15 protein-coding genes and 4 pseudogenes are annotated in these 15,956 nt (G+C 34.1%); 10 read left to right on the top strand and 9 right to left on the bottom strand.

The window, feature by feature from the left end; genetic code table 11:
- Positions 1-128: 128 nt before the first annotated feature.
- The 5 genes and pseudogenes from OPR46_RS02795 to OPR46_RS02770 all read left to right on the top strand — a co-directional run.
- Positions 129-917, top strand: a pseudogene (locus tag OPR46_RS02795) (ABC transporter transmembrane domain-containing protein); the annotation flags it as partial.
- 104 nt (positions 918-1,021) lie between these two features.
- A pseudogene (locus OPR46_RS02790) lies at positions 1,022-1,573 on the top strand (ABC transporter ATP-binding protein); the annotation flags it as partial.
- Positions 1,574-1,605: 32 nt separating this feature from the next.
- Entirely contained in the window at positions 1,606-1,743 is a 138-nt protein-coding gene (locus OPR46_RS02785) for a hypothetical protein (RefSeq protein ID WP_265043922.1), read from the top strand.
- Positions 1,730-2,791, top strand: a pseudogene (locus tag OPR46_RS06665) (threonine aldolase family protein). The gene OPR46_RS02785 and the pseudogene OPR46_RS06665 overlap by 14 nt, the downstream one beginning before the upstream one ends.
- Positions 2,788-3,840, top strand: a complete 1,053-nt coding sequence (locus tag OPR46_RS02770; RefSeq protein ID WP_265043919.1) for a threonine aldolase family protein — start codon at positions 2,788-2,790, stop codon at positions 3,838-3,840. The pseudogene OPR46_RS06665 and the gene OPR46_RS02770 overlap by 4 nt, the downstream one beginning before the upstream one ends.
- Before the next feature lie 44 nt (positions 3,841-3,884).
- Here OPR46_RS02770 and OPR46_RS02765 read toward each other — a convergent pair whose 3' ends face one another.
- The gene (locus OPR46_RS02765) at positions 3,885-4,016 is read right to left on the bottom strand and encodes a hypothetical protein (RefSeq protein WP_265043917.1); all 132 of its coding nucleotides are present in this window, start codon (positions 4,014-4,016) and stop codon (positions 3,885-3,887) included.
- A gap of 159 nt (positions 4,017-4,175) precedes the next feature.
- Positions 4,176-4,397, bottom strand: coding sequence for a hypothetical protein (locus tag OPR46_RS02760; protein WP_265043915.1), 222 nt, complete (start codon positions 4,395-4,397; stop codon positions 4,176-4,178).
- On the opposite strand from OPR46_RS02760, the gene OPR46_RS02755 reads away from it, so the two are divergent.
- The gene (locus OPR46_RS02755) at positions 4,315-4,893 is read left to right on the top strand and encodes an MFS transporter (RefSeq protein ID WP_320109364.1); all 579 of its coding nucleotides are present in this window, start codon (positions 4,315-4,317) and stop codon (positions 4,891-4,893) included. The two genes, OPR46_RS02760 and OPR46_RS02755, sit on opposite strands and share 83 nt — an antisense overlap.
- A gap of 82 nt (positions 4,894-4,975) precedes the next feature.
- Here the strand turns inward: OPR46_RS02755 and OPR46_RS02750 are convergent, their stop codons facing one another.
- The 5 genes and pseudogenes from OPR46_RS02750 to OPR46_RS02725 all read right to left on the bottom strand — a co-directional run bounded on the left by OPR46_RS02750 (position 4,976) and on the right by OPR46_RS02725 (position 8,162).
- The gene (locus tag OPR46_RS02750; RefSeq protein WP_265043913.1) at positions 4,976-5,254 is read right to left on the bottom strand and encodes a hypothetical protein; all 279 of its coding nucleotides are present in this window, start codon (positions 5,252-5,254) and stop codon (positions 4,976-4,978) included.
- Positions 5,255-5,302: 48 nt separating this feature from the next.
- A complete protein-coding gene (locus tag OPR46_RS02745) occupies positions 5,303-5,617 on the bottom strand; it encodes a UDP-glucose/GDP-mannose dehydrogenase family protein (RefSeq protein WP_265044066.1) in 315 nt (104 codons plus the stop codon).
- A 56-nt stretch (positions 5,618-5,673) separates the two neighbouring features.
- Positions 5,674-6,609, bottom strand: a complete 936-nt coding sequence (locus tag OPR46_RS02740) for a UDP-glucose dehydrogenase family protein (protein WP_265043911.1) — start codon at positions 6,607-6,609, stop codon at positions 5,674-5,676.
- A gap of 47 nt (positions 6,610-6,656) precedes the next feature.
- Positions 6,657-7,660 (bottom strand): annotated as a pseudogene (locus OPR46_RS06660) (DMT family transporter).
- 304 nt (positions 7,661-7,964) lie between these two features.
- Positions 7,965-8,162: a hypothetical protein gene (locus tag OPR46_RS02725; protein WP_155968442.1), complete on the bottom strand. Its 198-nt coding sequence runs from the start codon at positions 8,160-8,162 to the stop codon at positions 7,965-7,967.
- A 1,024-nt stretch (positions 8,163-9,186) separates the two neighbouring features.
- Between OPR46_RS02725 and guaA the strand changes: the two genes are divergently transcribed.
- On the top strand, positions 9,187-10,749 hold the full coding sequence (guaA, locus tag OPR46_RS02720; protein ID WP_265043907.1) for a glutamine-hydrolyzing GMP synthase: 1,563 nt from the start codon (positions 9,187-9,189) through the stop codon (positions 10,747-10,749).
- Between the two features lie 32 nt (positions 10,750-10,781).
- Here the strand turns inward: guaA and OPR46_RS02715 are convergent, their stop codons facing one another.
- A complete protein-coding gene (locus OPR46_RS02715; RefSeq protein ID WP_264723269.1) occupies positions 10,782-11,489 on the bottom strand; it encodes a TerC family protein in 708 nt (235 codons plus the stop codon).
- A 399-nt stretch (positions 11,490-11,888) separates the two neighbouring features.
- Between OPR46_RS02715 and OPR46_RS02710 the strand changes: the two genes are divergently transcribed.
- Entirely contained in the window at positions 11,889-12,071 is a 183-nt protein-coding gene (locus OPR46_RS02710) for a hypothetical protein (RefSeq protein WP_265043905.1), read from the top strand.
- Positions 12,072-12,319: 248 nt separating this feature from the next.
- On the opposite strand, the gene OPR46_RS02705 is transcribed toward OPR46_RS02710, so the two are convergent.
- Positions 12,320-12,442 carry a hypothetical protein gene (locus OPR46_RS02705; protein WP_265043903.1) on the bottom strand — a complete coding sequence of 41 codons (123 nt, stop codon included), beginning with the start codon at positions 12,440-12,442 and terminating at the stop codon, positions 12,320-12,322.
- A 288-nt stretch (positions 12,443-12,730) separates the two neighbouring features.
- Here OPR46_RS02705 and OPR46_RS02700 point away from each other — a divergent pair, with 288 nt between their 5' ends.
- Together OPR46_RS02700 and mutS are read left to right on the top strand one after the other, a co-directional pair.
- Complete coding sequence (locus OPR46_RS02700; RefSeq protein ID WP_265043902.1) at positions 12,731-13,060, top strand: hypothetical protein; 330 nt, start codon at positions 12,731-12,733, stop codon at positions 13,058-13,060.
- A gap of 274 nt (positions 13,061-13,334) precedes the next feature.
- Entirely contained in the window at positions 13,335-15,830 is a 2,496-nt protein-coding gene (gene mutS, locus OPR46_RS02695; protein ID WP_265043900.1) for a DNA mismatch repair protein MutS, read from the top strand.
- Positions 15,831-15,956 lie beyond the last annotated feature (126 nt).

Here is a 15,956-nt window from a genome sequence, read left to right as displayed (position 1 = left end):
AAATATCTTATTTCTGAATCAGTTTTATAGCTCTTTTTACAATAATCCGAACAGACCGTAATATGCTACTGGCCTGCTATAGCCATAAACACATATCTTATCGCATTCGGACTATTATAAGAAAGGCTATATCTGGAAGCTTAGTACATAAGGTCAGTAGCTTAATGGATAGTGTGATAGAGTTAATAAGATTGCTTATAGATTGTTTTTTCGGTTACAGCATAGCATTAGTCTTAGCTATTTATACCTTATCATTAGTAAACATAAAATTTGCAATCGCTACATTCACTTGGGTAAGCATTTTTATTTTAGTATCGATTTTCAGCTTTCGTGTACTTACTGAACTAGCTGATAATTACTCCAAACAAAATTCACAAGTAATAGCTAGTATAGCAGATAGTATTTTAAATGTTATATCAGTAAGGCTATTTACTCAGCAAGCACATGAGAGACACAAATTTTTTCAAATATGCAAGAAAAGAACTATTGCAGAGAGAAAATTACAATGGGCATACTTTTGTCTTTGGTTTATATATGGCTATTCATTTGATATACTCCAAGCAGTAAACTTGTACTTTTTAATTTATGACTATCAATTGAACAAGATCGCAATAGGAGATATAGCTCTTGTACTTGGAATTAATATATCGATTATAGAGTTTCTTAACCATCTAACTAGGAATCTTACCCAATTTTCTACTCATTTCGGCAAAGTTTCAGATGCATTGCCAATCTTAACTACCGTACCAGAAATTCAAGATAAGAAAAATGCTAAAGAATTAAATTTATTAAGTGGAAAAATAACGTTTAATAATGTTTCTTTTTCTTATGAAGGTCAGGAGTCATTATTTCAAGATTTCTCAGTTACCATTAATCCTTGCGAAAAAGTAGGTCTAGTTGGTTGTTCTAGAGGTGGTATAGCTCTTTTTACAATAATCCGAACAGACCGTAATATGCTACTGGCCTGCTATAGCCATAAACACATATCTTATCGCATTCGGACTATTATAAGAAAGGCTATAAATCTACTTTTATAAACTTAATCCTAAGGCTATTTGATGTTAAAAAAGGTAATATACAGATTGATAATCAAATAGTATCAGAAGTTACACAGAGTTCTTTGAGGCAACAAATATCTGTAATACCTCAAGACCCATTGTTATTTCATGATACTATTTTAGCAAACATCATATATGGTAGACTTCAATCTACTATCGAAGAAATAATGAGAGCTGCAAAGCTGGCTGGTATTCACGATTTCATTATGACTCTACCAGATCAATATGGAACTACAGTCGGAGAAAAAGGCATCAAGCTATCTGGAGGAGAAAGACAAAGAATAATAATAGCCAGGGCATTTTTAAAAAACGCTCCAATATTATTTCTCGATGAACCAACTAGTCAGTTAGACTCTATAACAGAAAAAACAATTCAAATGAGTTTATTCAAATTGATGAAAAATAAAACTACGATTACTATAGCACACCGTATTTCTACACTTTTACACATGGACCGAATTCTAGTATTTAACAAAGGAAAAATTGTCCAAGATGGTAAACACGCTGAATTATAGCTCTTTTTACAATAATCCGAACAGACCGTAATATGCTACTGGCCTGCTATAGCCATAAACACATATCTTATCGCATTCGGACTATTATAAGAAAGGCTATAGTTTCTAAGCAAGGTCTTTACAAGGAACTTTGGAATGCTCAAATTGGTTGTTTGAATGGCAAAAAATAAGATGGAAAATTATTGATCTGAGAAGTGACACTACAACTCTGCAGAGCTCCAACGTTATACATGCAATAAGTAATGGAACTGTTGGAGATTTTGCTTATGGTGAAGACAAAAGCTGTAATGACTTATCAGAATATTGCAAACAATTATTCAAAGTAGAAGAAGCATTATTTGCAACCAGCGGTATGCTTGCAAATAGATTAGCCATTGCCAGTCAAACAAGTCCTGGTGATGAACTAATAACTCATTATAATTATCACGTTAATTTTTTCGATAGCGCAGGCAATGCAAAAGTAAATAATATCGTATTTAATTGTATTAGAAATAATAGCGGAATCTTAGATGTTGCTGAAGTAGAATATGCTATTAATTCTAAGCCAAGGTACAAAATTTTGCTCAGGTGAGTCTTGTTTCTATAGAAAATAGTATAAACGGGTTTAATGGTAAAATTTATCCTTTTGAAAAACAAGTCGAGTTATATCACTTTTTAAAAGCTCACAATGTAAATCTTCATTTAGACGGTGCAAGAATATTTAATGCTCATGTCGAAACAAATATTGCTTTAGCAGATTATGCTAAATATGTGGATACAATGAGCTTTTCTTTTACCAAAGGACTTGGAGCTCCTTTTGGTTCAATGCTTATGGGTAAAAGAGAGATAATTGAAAGGGCTAAAAAGCTACAGGTTTGGCTAGGTAGTGGTTATCATCAGATAGGGTATTGTGCTAATGCAGCAAAGTATGTACTACAGAACAATATTTCTAGGCTTAAAGAAGACAATAAACTCGCCAAACTGTTTGCAGACAAGATTAAGGAAATTCCACACATAAAACTGGTACTACCTTATCCAGAAACTAATATAGTAAGCTTTAGTATAAAAGCACTAAATGTAACTAATGAGGTTTTCTTGAGTAAGTGCCAAGCTTATGGTTTATTGCTTTTTCCTTGGCTCGAGTCTCATATAAGAGCAGTTACCCATCTTGGCACAAAGGAACCAGACATCATGAAAGCTGCTGAAATTATAAAGGAGGTTGTGTTAAATTTAATATGAGAGTAAAAATAGATTTCTTTAGCAATTCAAACACTGACCCTTCAGCTAAAATGAGGGAAGCGATGGCTAAAGCAAAAGTTGGAAACGAAGCTGCATGTGAAGATCCAACTGTGAACGAATTAGTGGCAACCGCATGTAAAATATTAGGTAAACCTGCAGGAATCTTTTTGATTTCAGGAACGATGTCCAATGTAATTGCTTATAAAGTACACATTCAAAGACCTGGTGATTACTTGCTGCTTGATGAAACTTCACATCCACTCATAGTACAATCTGGCTTGATCGCAGCCCAGGCACATGCTACTCCTTTGCCCATCAAAGGTACAAGAGGAATATTTACTGGAGAACAAATTGTTGAGTTTATTACTCGTCCTAGTTTAAGAAATATTCCGAGAGTTGGGCTTGTTTCTATCGAACAAACGACAAATTTTGGTGGTGGAGCTGTGTGGCCTTTAGAATATATTCAAGAGATCTCAAGTCTCTGCAAAGAGAATGACGTATTCACTCATTTAGATGGAGCAAGACTGTTCAACGCTTGTGCTCATACTAAAATATCTCCAAAGGAGTATGCAAGTTATTTTGATTCGGTATTCATTGATTTTAGTAAAGGATTAGGTGCTCCAATGGGCGCAATATTGCTTGGAAGTGAAGATTTTATTGAAAAAGCTTGGTACTATAAGTTTCAAATTGGCGGAGGTATGCACCAAGCTGGCATTATTTCAGCTGCATGTTTATATGCTCTACATAATAATGTAAATTCTTTAGAAGAAGATCATAAAAAAATGCAGCACCTTATAGAAGGCCTAGACTCCATAGATCAAGTTATAATTGATATCGACCTGTATAAAACTAATATAGCGTATTTTTCATTACGTACTAATTGTATATCTACTCAAGAATTAATAAACGTACTAATGACAAATTATGGAATTAGAATGGCTAACATCAAAGGTAAAATCAGAGCTATAACACATAGAGATATAAGCTATGAAGATATTAATACTACTGTATCTGCTATAAGAAAGATACTAAGTAATTTTCTGCACTAATTGTTTGCAAACTTCTTGTCAAACAATATTATACCAATATAGTATTATGCTAGCATCTGCATAGAGCTATTTGGAAATAGGTGTGAACTTTGTCTTCTTTCAATATTTATAGCCTTTCTTATAATAGTCCGAATGCGATAAGATATGTGTTTATGGCTATAGCAGGCCAGTAGCATATTACGGTCTGTTCGGATTATTGTAAAAAGAGCTATACTATTCTTCTGTGGATATATGCTGCTTTATTTATCAAGACAAAGTATACCAATTGCTCTACCACTGTTAATAGATACTGACCATGTAAAATTAAGCTATTTTTTTGCCTGCTTTTCTTTTTTTTATGGAGTATCAAAATTTGTTAATGGAATAATCATGGACTCCAAAAATAATCCATTATTTATGTTTGGGCTATGCAATATTGCAACTTGATTATTAACCATTGGTATAACTTTATCATATAATAATCTAACTTTATTACTGTTAACATTAATATTATTAGCTTGGACACAAGGGTTAGGTTGGCCAGCTATTACCAAGTTTATGGTTACAAACTCTAGCATCTCTTCAATTGCATCATCATGGGGAGTTATGAGCGCATCTCAGCAACTTGGTTCTTGTATTACTTTAATTGTATTACCAAGTATAATTAAAATATATAATGCAAAAAGTGCATTTTTGTACTCTGGTTTCTTATGCTTACTTTTTGGAATTTATATAATATTAAAGGCATATTACAAAGAAAGTGCCAACTTTACTACCTATTATAAGGTGCAGAAATCTCAAATAGGTATCAAGGTAACAAGTTCCATATGGTTTCTATGTTGTGCTACTTTTTGTGCTTATATTATAAAAATGGGAATCTTCTTTTGGTTTCCTATAATTTTAAAGAATAAATTACAAATTTCTCTTGTACAATCCTCACTAATAACAGGCGTATATGATTTAGGTGGAATCCTTGGAACTTTAATAACAGGAAGAATTAGTGATATGTATAGCCTTTCTTATAATAGTCCGAATGCGATAAGATATGTGTTTATGGCTATAGCAGGCCAGTAGCATATTACGGTCTGTTCGGATTATTGTAAAAAGAGCTATATATGTTGGGTATAGCACTCACTTTTATTGCAATGAACTTTGGTCAAAACATAATTCTTATGAACCTTTGTGCAATCTTATCAGGATTCTTTATATTTGGAGTGCAAGTACTGACAGGTGTTATAGCTGTAGAAATTGCTCCACAAAATAATGTATGTGCAATTGTAAGCTTAACAGGATTATTTGGGTATATTGCAAGTTCAATATTTTCATGCGTGCTCTTAGGAGTACTTGTTAAGCACTGTGGTAACAGTATTATGTTTTCATTTTTTTCCATTTGCTCTGTTGTTGCACTCGTTTGCTTTTCCATACTATCAAGCAAAGATCTAAAAAAACTAAGTAAAGCGGTGTAAAAAAAATTTCTCAACAGTTAAACTTTGTAGATAGATTTTTTACCCAAGGAATAAACATGGTAACCATATCTTAGTAACAGCTCGCTATCTAATAAATTACGGAAATCAAAAACATTAGGTGCAGCCATAATACTCTTTAAACTTGCAAAATCTTGATTTTTAAATTCTTTCCACTCCGTTAACAATAACAAGGCTTCCGCGTCCCTTGCAGCCCCTATAACATTGTCCGCGTATTCTATATCCTTTAGAACTTGCCTAGCATTATCCATCCCCATTGGGTCATATGCAGTAATTTTAGCCTTGTTATTCACTAACAATTGTGCAATATCTATAGCTGGGCTATTTCTTACATCATCAGTACCAGACTTAAAAGTTAGCCCCCATATTGCTATTTTTTATTTTGGACTCCATTTAATACATATTCTACCTTTTTAGCAATGTTTGTTATATGATCATAGTTAGATTCCTTAACTGAATTTAAAATTTGTAGCTTGACATTGTGATCTTCAGCAAGCCTTATTAAAGCTGACAAATCTTTAGGAAAACATGATCCTCCAAATCCTGGACCAGCTTTGAGAAATTCCTTACCTATTCTATGGTCCATTCCCATACTGTTAGCTAAAAGGTCAATGTCTGCTCCTAATAGCTCACATAAACCTGCCATCTCATTGATAAAAGCAACCTTTGTTGCTAGAAAAGCATTAGAAGCATATTTAATCATTTCAGCAGTAACTGTATCAGTGACTATTAACGGAATATTCTTATCTATAAATGATCTATATATAACTTCTAGTTTTGCTCTAGCTAGCTTAGTTTTCACTCCTATTACTATCCTATCTGGGTATAAAAAATCTGATACTGCAGAGCCTTGCTTGAGAAACTCTGGATTAACCCCCAAATCAAAGTTATAGCCCTTATTAGATAAATAATTATATATATTTTCTGCAGTACCAGGAGGAACAGTTGACTTTATCACTATTAAGCAATCTTGATTAACTCTCTCAGAAACTTCACTTACTGCATTATATACATTCTGTAAATTTGCATTTCCTAGGGAGTCTGATGGAGTATCTACAGTTATAAATACTACTTCTGTATTGGGATTTATTTGAAAATACGAATCGAAAAATCTTATCCTTTGTGACTTTATATTATTCTCTAAATAATCTGCTAATCCAGGTTCATATAGAGGAATTTTCCCTGATTTCAAAAGTTCAATCTTCTCAGTATTTATGTCAATGCAATCAACTTTATGGCCCTGCTCAGATAACATTGTACCAGATACTAATCCTACATACCCTACTCCTATAATAGTTATGTGCATTTTATTATCACCTTAAAAATATAGCTTAGCATCTAAAATAAATACCATTAACAATTATAAACTTTTGTTGTTACATTATTTTTCTTAATTGCCTTACCTTCCGAATAAGCTATAAATAAGGTTGATGGTATTAATATCAAAGTACCATATAAAGCACTTTTATCAGGTAATTCATTAAATATAACGTATGTTACTATTGCAGAAATTATTAGCTCTATGTATCTATACGGTGCAAGTGCAGTAGCATCAGTAAGAGCAAAAGCTTTTAACATGAAGAACAGAATTAGGTTTGAACTTATTCCTAAAATCAGCAGTAATACTAACTCCAACAAGAAAGGCATATGCCAATAAAATAACAAAGGTGGAATAGAAAAAATAGTTGTCGTTAGAGCTGAATAAAATAACATACTTATTACTGACTCTTTTATTACAAGTTTCTTATTAAGTATATCCAATATAGCAAAGATCAATGCAGATACAATAAAAATAAGAATTTTAGGATTAAAATCCTCACTATAAGCTTTAGTAGTAATAGCAATACCAATAAAACCAATGACAGCTACTACCCATCTTTGCCAAATTATATTTTCTTCCAGAAAAGGAATTGCAAGAAGTATAACAAATAATGGTATAGAAAAACTTATAATCGTTGCAGTTATAGCTCTTTTTACAATAATCCGAACAGACCGTAATATGCTACTGGCCTGCTATAGCCATAAACACATATCTTATCGCATTCGGACTATTATAAGAAAGGCTATACTATGGGGAAAACAGTCAACCCGTAAATCCATAAGGTCATTCCACAAAACAACACCCCACCCCTGGTTATTTGAGTAGATATTTGACTTGTTTTAAAAGTTTCTATTCCATAGTAAAACATAAAAGGTACAAGGGTAATAGTGGTAAACAGAAAGCGGAAAAAAATTATTTCAAAACTCTGAAGATGTAAACTTAGATATTTTGATATAGTATCATTAGCTACACTACTAAGTAAGCTAAGTATAAACCAGATAACCCCAAACAAATAAGCTCTCAATCTGTAATCCATAAAGCTTCTGATTTAATAGATACGATGTACTCATATAATTTTACTACAAAACTAATAATATAAAAGTTTTCTGATGTACGTCCCCAGAATGTGATCGTAAGGGTCCATTATAAATAATTCGGGAAATTTCGTCTCTGTAGACATATTAAGAGCTATGTAACGAACGTTTGTATTTGTGAGTAATAGTAAGGCTCAAGGTAAGGAAAATGCTAGTGAGGTAAAGTAGAATAACGTTGATTTGATAATTTAAGCTCATTCCCTCTTGCTACATCTCTCTTTAAATATCTCCTCTTTTGCAGCAGGTCTATAGAATTATACAGAGTATTTTATCTTCCAATACAGGCAATCTTGACGTTCTTCCATGGCATTTCTTCTGTTCTTGAACTTTTTCCCACTCTGGGCGCACTTTTTCTACAACCTTTTCGAATTCTTCTATTTTCAAACCTGTTACATCTCGAAAATTTCTCGGATGTTCTTTTAGATTATGGTAGTTTAAGCTCATCTTCCCTCTCTATTCTCTTGCTATACCTCCCTATTTTATAACCATTCCTACTCTTTTGCAGCAGGTTTAAAGAAATACTAAAGGCAAAAGATACGCTTGCGTAGTTCGAAAGCTTTCTATAGGATAAGTCGCACCTGATTTACAAATAGAATTGTTATGTTAGATGTTTGCTATTTATTCTTAAGCTCATTTTAACAGCATTTTGCTTTTTTTAGTATGTAGGGGTTTTCTAGGAATTATCCTATTGAATTCTATGATATTATTTTTTGTAACATTGTTATACATATCATGAAACTGAAGCTATTTATTTATCTTCGCAATCTGTGCAGGTTAATGACAAAAAACTTAGGGTATTTGGCGTCTCATGTTTAATTTTTCGCACTACGTGCATCGCATGTCTTTAAAAATTTCTAGGTTTTTACCTATATAAGCTGAAACGCGCTTACAAAGCGTTTAAGACAGCAAAAAACGTCAAATTGACAAGGGAGAATTTGAATACTAGCTACCCTAGGGTTTCTTTGCCTTTTTTCCTGCTTGGTAAATTTCTTAAACACTTGCGGTGTAGGTTAGTTGCAAGTTAAAAGCAGCTAAATCGCTCTTAATCAAGCGTTTTAGAATAAAAAAAACGCCGATATTTTAGTACATAGTAAATAGCCAACCACCATGGGGCTTCTTTTGCCTTTTTTTTCATTTGGTAAATCTTTTAATATTTACACGGAAGGTGTCATTCCAGCGCGTGACGCTGGAATCCAGCCTTTCTGCAATCTCATCGAAAACGTTTTTCTATGCTAATTTGCTTGCTCACAAGCAAACTTTCCTGGATCCTAGTGTCAAGCACTGGGATGACAGCTAGCCTGACAACCGTCATCCCGCTACTAGTTAGCGCCGCAGCGGTATGGTGTAGGAAAATTAGCTATATAGCTAACTTGCACCACACGTTAAAGCTTTTAAAGAGGTCTTGGTTTACTTACTCCATTATTTTCTTTATTATCAGATATCATTTTAAATAATATGGAGGAGTAAATTGTCAGCAATTGCCATTATTGATTTTGGTTCACAGTTTACACAGCTTATCGCAAGACAAGTAAGAGGAATGGGCGTTTATTGTGAGATATTTCCAAGCAACATCAGTTTTGAAACAATATCAAAATTCAATGGGTTTATTCTCTCTGGAGGACCACAATCTGTAAATGATGATTGTTCTGAAACAAGTAGAGTAGTACATGAAATTATAAAACTTAATGAGGCAACAAACGTTCCTATACTTGGAATATGCTATGGACAGCAACTCATTTGTCATTATTTTGGAGCAAAAGTAAAAGAGAGTTTCAAACAGGAGTTTGGTAGAACTAAAATCAAGATACTAAAAGAATCCCCCATTGTAAAGGATACCTGGGATGTTAATTCTGAAGTGGATGTATTAATGAACCATGCGGACAGTGTTGATACTATACCACACGGATTTACTGTTATTGCATCAGGTGTGATAAATCAAACAATTGCAATGATTGTCAACGAACAGCGGAAGATTTACTGTACTCAGTTCCATCCTGAGGTTAAGTCCACAACAAATGGCAGTAAATTGCTCTCTAACTTCTTGGATATTGCAAATTGCGAAAGGGACTGGACAATGAAGTCGTTTATTGAGGAGCAAAAGGAAAAAATCAAAAATGTAGTAGGAGAGAAAAAAGTAATCGCTGCAGTGAGTGGTGGGGTTGATTCAAGTGTTGCAGCGGCTCTCACACATAAAGCTATAGGAAAACAATTGAACTGTATTTTCATTGATACTGGGTTGTTACGCAAGAACCAGACTATTGCTATGTTGAAAGAGATTCCGATAAACTACGTTGATAAATCAAATTTATTTTTGAGTAGGTTGAAGGGAATAACTGATCCAGAAGAAAAGCGAAAAATTATCGGTAACACTTTTATTGAAGTGTTTGAAGAAGAAGCAAAAAAAATAGGTGATGTGGATTTTTTGATGCAAGGTACCATCTACTCTGATGTAGTTGAGTCAGGGCATGCCTCAGACAACACTAGTACAATTAAGTCTCACCATAATGTTGGTGGGTTGCCAGAAAAGATGAATCTGAAGTTAGTGGAGCCTTTACGTTACCTCTTTAAAGATGAGGTAAGGCTACTTGGAAAAGAAATTGGGCTTTCAGATGAGATAATATTTCAACATCCATTTCCTGGACCCGGACTTGCAGTGAGGATTATAAGTGAAGTCGATGAAGAAAAGGTGCAAATATTGCAAGAAGTAGATGAAATATATATTAATACGATGAAAAATTACGATCTATATGATAAGATATGGCAAGCTTTTGCTGTATTATTACCAATAAAAACTGTAGGCGTTATGGGAGATGGTCGTACGTATGGATATGTTTGTGCTTTAAGGGCTGTAACATCATCTGATGGTATGACAGCCGATGCATTTCCATTTGAAGATAAGGATCAACACTTGCTAGTATTTTGGGATTTTTTACGCAATGTCGGCAGTATAATTGTTAATAATGTTCCCGGAGTAAATAGAGTTGTTTATGATATCACTTCTAAACCACCCGCAACTATTGAGTGGGAGTGAATCAAAAAGATCCCGCTGCTTGTTAGCTGGATCTAGAGATACCGCGAATGAATCGCGGTATGACGGTTAATTTTCTTTATTTTGCTTATAATTTCCACAAGCAGTGCAAACATAAATGAAGAATACAAATATCCTTTTGGTAATTCTATATGAAATCCATGAAGTATGAGGTACACACCGACAAGTAAAACAAATAAAATGGCGATTATTTTTAACCCTGGGTTAGATTTGATTAACTGGGCGGTATAACTTGATAAAAACAGCATTGCTAGCATGGAAAATGTAAATGCTGTAGCAATTATTACCATGTTATAAGTTAGTGCTATAGCAGTTAATATCGAATCAACCGAAAAAACTAAATCTATTAATATAATTTGTAGCACAACTAAAAAAAATTTTGATTTAACGTTTGCTTTCCTTTTATTTTTCTTACATACAAAGATGTCATCCCGTAACTCCATAGAGCTCTTAACAATAAGGAATAATCCTCCTGCGATCATAAGTAAATCCCTTGCTGATGCAGTGTGAAATATAGGTTTTTGCATTGACAATATAGATGATGTAAAAAATAGTATTACAAAACGCATTAATAGTGCTAATCCAAGGCCCATAAGGCGCACTCTTTCTCTCAGCGCATTTGGTACCTTATCTATTGCTAGAGAAATAAAGATTAAATTGTCTACACTAAGTATAGTTTCAAGTAGTGTAAGTGTCAGTAAAGTCCAAGCATCAGTTAGCATTTTTGTTTCAAATTCGGTTCTTCTTACTCTACAATAGATGTGTAAAAATTAAGTGACTTCACTCAGAAGTTTTATAGCAGTTCTCCAGAAAAACAGGATATATAAAGTTCAGCAGCTTCTTCTATTTTCGTTTTTGAGCAAAATCAATAATAAGAGAGTTTCTTATTTTCACGCACGCAAATAAGATAAAGCCTTATTTTCATTTTTGACTTTATTTGAAAATAATATATACTATAAGAATAGTGTGTGCTAGGTTGAATGAATGTATATTAAAGGATCACCATCAGGCAAAGTATTCGCTGGTTATCAGGCATTTATACCAAGCCCCTTGCCACCAAAATTTGAATGGGACAATGATTTAGTTAATGGTCTTTAAACCCTTACTTTACTATAAGGAAAGTGGTTGAAAACTTAGGTGTCGTATTTACAACAGCCCAAGGAGCAATCGTAAAGCTTGAAGATTTAGGCATCGTTTCACAAACTTCTCAAGGAAAGAGAGATCGGGTTTATTGTGCAGCTGATATTTTGAATATTCTAGAAGAACCAACTAAGATTACAGAGAACTTCGATAGCACATTGTAGCTATTATGATGAATAAATTCAGCAAACAGCAAGCTTAAAGAGTCTGATCCAATGGACATGCTGAACAAAAAGTAAGGAGCTCCTTTTGGAGGATTGTATTAACTTATTAATTAATTGCTTGACTTTTAGCAGGATTTATTATACTATCTATTAATGAGTAATGCAATCAAACCAAGGAGGATAGCATGATAAATAATTTGGATTCAATAATTCTTGGAATAAAAGATGGTGAAAAGGCGATTGAAGATTTAAGGGTTGTTCTTAAAAAAAAGAAAAGAAGAAGTTATTACTACACAGACATTTATAGCCTTTCTTATAATAGTCCGAATGCGATAAGATATGTGTTTATGGCTATAGCAGGCCAGTAGCATATTACGGTTTGTTCGGATTATTGTAAAAAGAGCTATAATTACGCTTTACAATTCCCACAAACTACAAAGGAAGCGATAGTACACGAAATTCTGCTTCATTTTATACAAAATCCTGGCGAGCAATCACTAGAACAAGTAATACAATACTTAGATGGAGCAATACAATCTAGGATATATGCAAAAAACAACCCAATAAGAAATCTAGATGAAGAATTCCGTACTCATATAAACTTTAAAGATGAAGAGGGAAATATAGCTCTTTTTACAATAATCCGAACAAACCGTAATATGCTACTGGCCTGCTATAGCCATAAACACATATCTTATCGCATTCGGACTATTATAAGAAAGGCTATAATTGGTGGTTTTCTTGGTGTTGTACTTGGAGCTGGTGTGTGTGTTGCAGTAAGTCTTTCTGGTGGTATGATACTAGGTGTAATGATAGCATCTTCTCTTGTTGCTAGTATAGCTATTGGACTGGCCATGTATTTTTTGAGTCAAGACTATGAACAGGCTAAAGCGATAGAAAAAACTATTAGCACTGTTAGCTCTGAAATATCTGTTGATGATACAACTGCCGCTAATAAAAATAATAAAGAAGGGCCACAACTTACATAGAAAAAGCTATAGTATTTTTCAAACTAAATAATAAACCTTGTAATCAGGATATTCTGGATTCCAGCGTCACGAGCTGGAATGACAACTGCGTTTTTTGTTTTTTTGTCATCAAATACTCCTACTCTTTATGTCATCCAAGTGTCCTGACTACTTGGATCCAAGAAATTTAATTGTTTTAAATTTTCCCCTCTATACACCTATTTAAAATTTATGTTATTCACATGTGCAATATAATCTATAATAACGTTTATCAATACAATAATTAAAAAATATTATGAGCTTCGTAAAAGAAAAAAACACTCCTGTGATGGAGCAGTATTTGAACCTGAAAGCTCAATACAAAGATCATCTGCTATTTTATAGGCTAGGAGATTTTTATGAATTGTTTTTCGATGATGCTATTAAAGCTGCGAAATTGCTGAATATAGTGCTCACTAAGAGAGGTAATTCGTGTGGGCAAGAAATACCAATGTGTGGAGTGCCAGCACACAGTAGTGAATCTTACCTGCACAAGCTAATAGATTTAGGATTCAAAGTAGCAATCTGTGATCAATTAGAAACTGCTGATGAAGCAAAAAAGAGGGGCTATAAATCCATAGTAAAACGTGATGTAGTGCGAGTTGTAACTCCAGGTACAATTATAGAAGATTCACTACTGGAGGATAAAAGCAATAATTATCTCGCGTCCATAGTTGAACAAAATGACGAATATGCTATTAGTTGGCTTGAATTATCGACGGGAAAATTTTTTCACACTTTAACGAGTTTGAAAGCTCTAGATAGTGATTTATTGCGTATATCACCAAGAGAATTATTAATTTCTGAAAAATTCACTGAGGACGAAAAAATTAGATCGATTTTAAAAAATTATAAAATATCAATTACGCAACACGCACAGAGCTTTTTTGAGTATAGTAAATCTCACAGAACGTTATGCGAGTTTTATAAAATCAGGGAACTTGGGAGTATAGGAAATTTCAGCAAAGTAGAAATCATGGCGTGTGGTGCACTGCTTGAATATGTCAGAGTAACGCAAAGGGGCTCCATTCCAAGGCTTGAATTCCCAAAAACCTATAAGCAACAAAATTTCATGCTTATTGATGCTTCAGCAAGGAGAAATCTTGAGTTGTTTTCAACTCAATTTTGTGAAAAGAAAGGTTCACTAATTTCAGTTATTGATCATACAGTTACAGCTTCTGGTGGACGCCTGCTCAAACAAATGCTCGCTTCACCCCTTGCTTGCTCCAAGGCAATCAATTTGAGGCTCAGCACCGCTCAATTTTTTGTAAATAATCATGATTCACGCAGAAAAATACGAGAGATATTATCTAACATTCCGGATATTGAAAGGTCTTTATCGCGCTTAATACTAGGGCGTGGTTCACCAAAGGATATGAACCTATTGAAAATAGGCCTAGGAAAGACTTTAGAATTGTCTGAGTTCTTATGTAAAATTGAATCAGGTGAAAATGGATCTCTCCCACAACAATATGTCATCCAAACTGAGATCCAGCCAGCGTCACGCGCTGGAATAACAGTAAAATCAGACGAGAGTGAACTAAGCACAATACATAAGAGCCTTGGTAATCATAAAGACCTATTTGAACTGCTAAATAGTGCTATACTTGATAATAATCTCAGTTCCGTGAAAGAGGGAGGGTTTATCTACCCAAAATACAACTCAGAATTATCTGAGTTATCTTATATATTGAACAACAGTAACAAGTTGGTAACTAAGCTCCGTGAATCTTATCGCGACCTAACTGGCATTGCCGCACTCAAAATATTACACAACAACATACTTGGTTATTACGTTGAAGTGTCGGCAAATCACAAAATAACTTCGGATATATTTATTCATAGGCAAAGCTTAGCAAATAGCATGCGCTACACTACTAATGAATTGAAAGAACTAGAAAATAAAATTCTTACGGCACGTGATGCTGCAATCGGCTTAGAAATGAAAATTTTTAGTGAACTGTGTAGTGAAGTTGCTAAAGAGTCTGAAAAAATTGCTCTTGCTGCAAATGCTTTGGCAAAACTTGACATTAGAACCGCGTTTGCAGAGCTTGCAGTGCAAAATAATTACGTAAAACCCATTATTGATGACAGCAAAGAGTTCAATATCTGTAGCGGAAGACACCCAGTGGTTGAAGTTAACGATAAATTCATTGCAAATAGCATCAATTTAGCTGGTATACATCTAATTACTGGTCCTAATATGGCTGGAAAAAGCACTTTCTTGAGGCAAAACGCTCTCATTGCAATTTTAGCTCACATGGGGTCATTTGTGCCAGCAGAGAGTGCACATATTGGAGTGATTGACAAGATATTCAGCAGGGTTGGCGCAACGGATAATATAACAGCTGGTTATTCTACCTTCATGGTAGAGATGATCGAAACAGCAACGATAGTAAATCAGGCAACGGACCGTTCCTTGGTGATACTTGATGAAATTGGTAGGGGCACAGGGGTGTATGATGGATTATCTATTGCACAGGCGGTGATTGAACATATTCACAATGTAAATAAGTGCCGCGCCATTTTTGCAACTCATTATCATGAATTAACTAAAGTAAGCAAATACTTGAAGAACGTGAAATGTTTTTGTGTAAAAATAAGAGAGTGGAACGGAGAGGTTATTTTTCTACATGAAGTAATTGAAGGCATTGCAGATGAGTCATATGGAATACATGTAGCAAAACTTGCTGGTTTTCCTGATTCTGTTTTAAATAGAGCAAGTGAAGTGTTTGAGGAGCTGAAGGCTTGAATCATTATTATAAGTGAAGAATTACCTATACAATCGTGGTAGTAGCTATAGAAACGAAAAACTTACTTGACACCCTTCGCCAGCGCCCTTATCATGATAGTGGAGCTATTGTATTTGCTTTCGCCA

It is taken from the genome of Wolbachia endosymbiont (group A) of Scambus nigricans (assembly GCF_947251485.1).
GTDB classification, from domain to species: Bacteria; Pseudomonadota; Alphaproteobacteria; order Rickettsiales; family Anaplasmataceae; genus Wolbachia; species Wolbachia pipientis.
The sequence above is the reverse complement of the archived record's forward strand: the minus strand, read 5'-3'. Positions and strand labels throughout refer to the sequence as shown.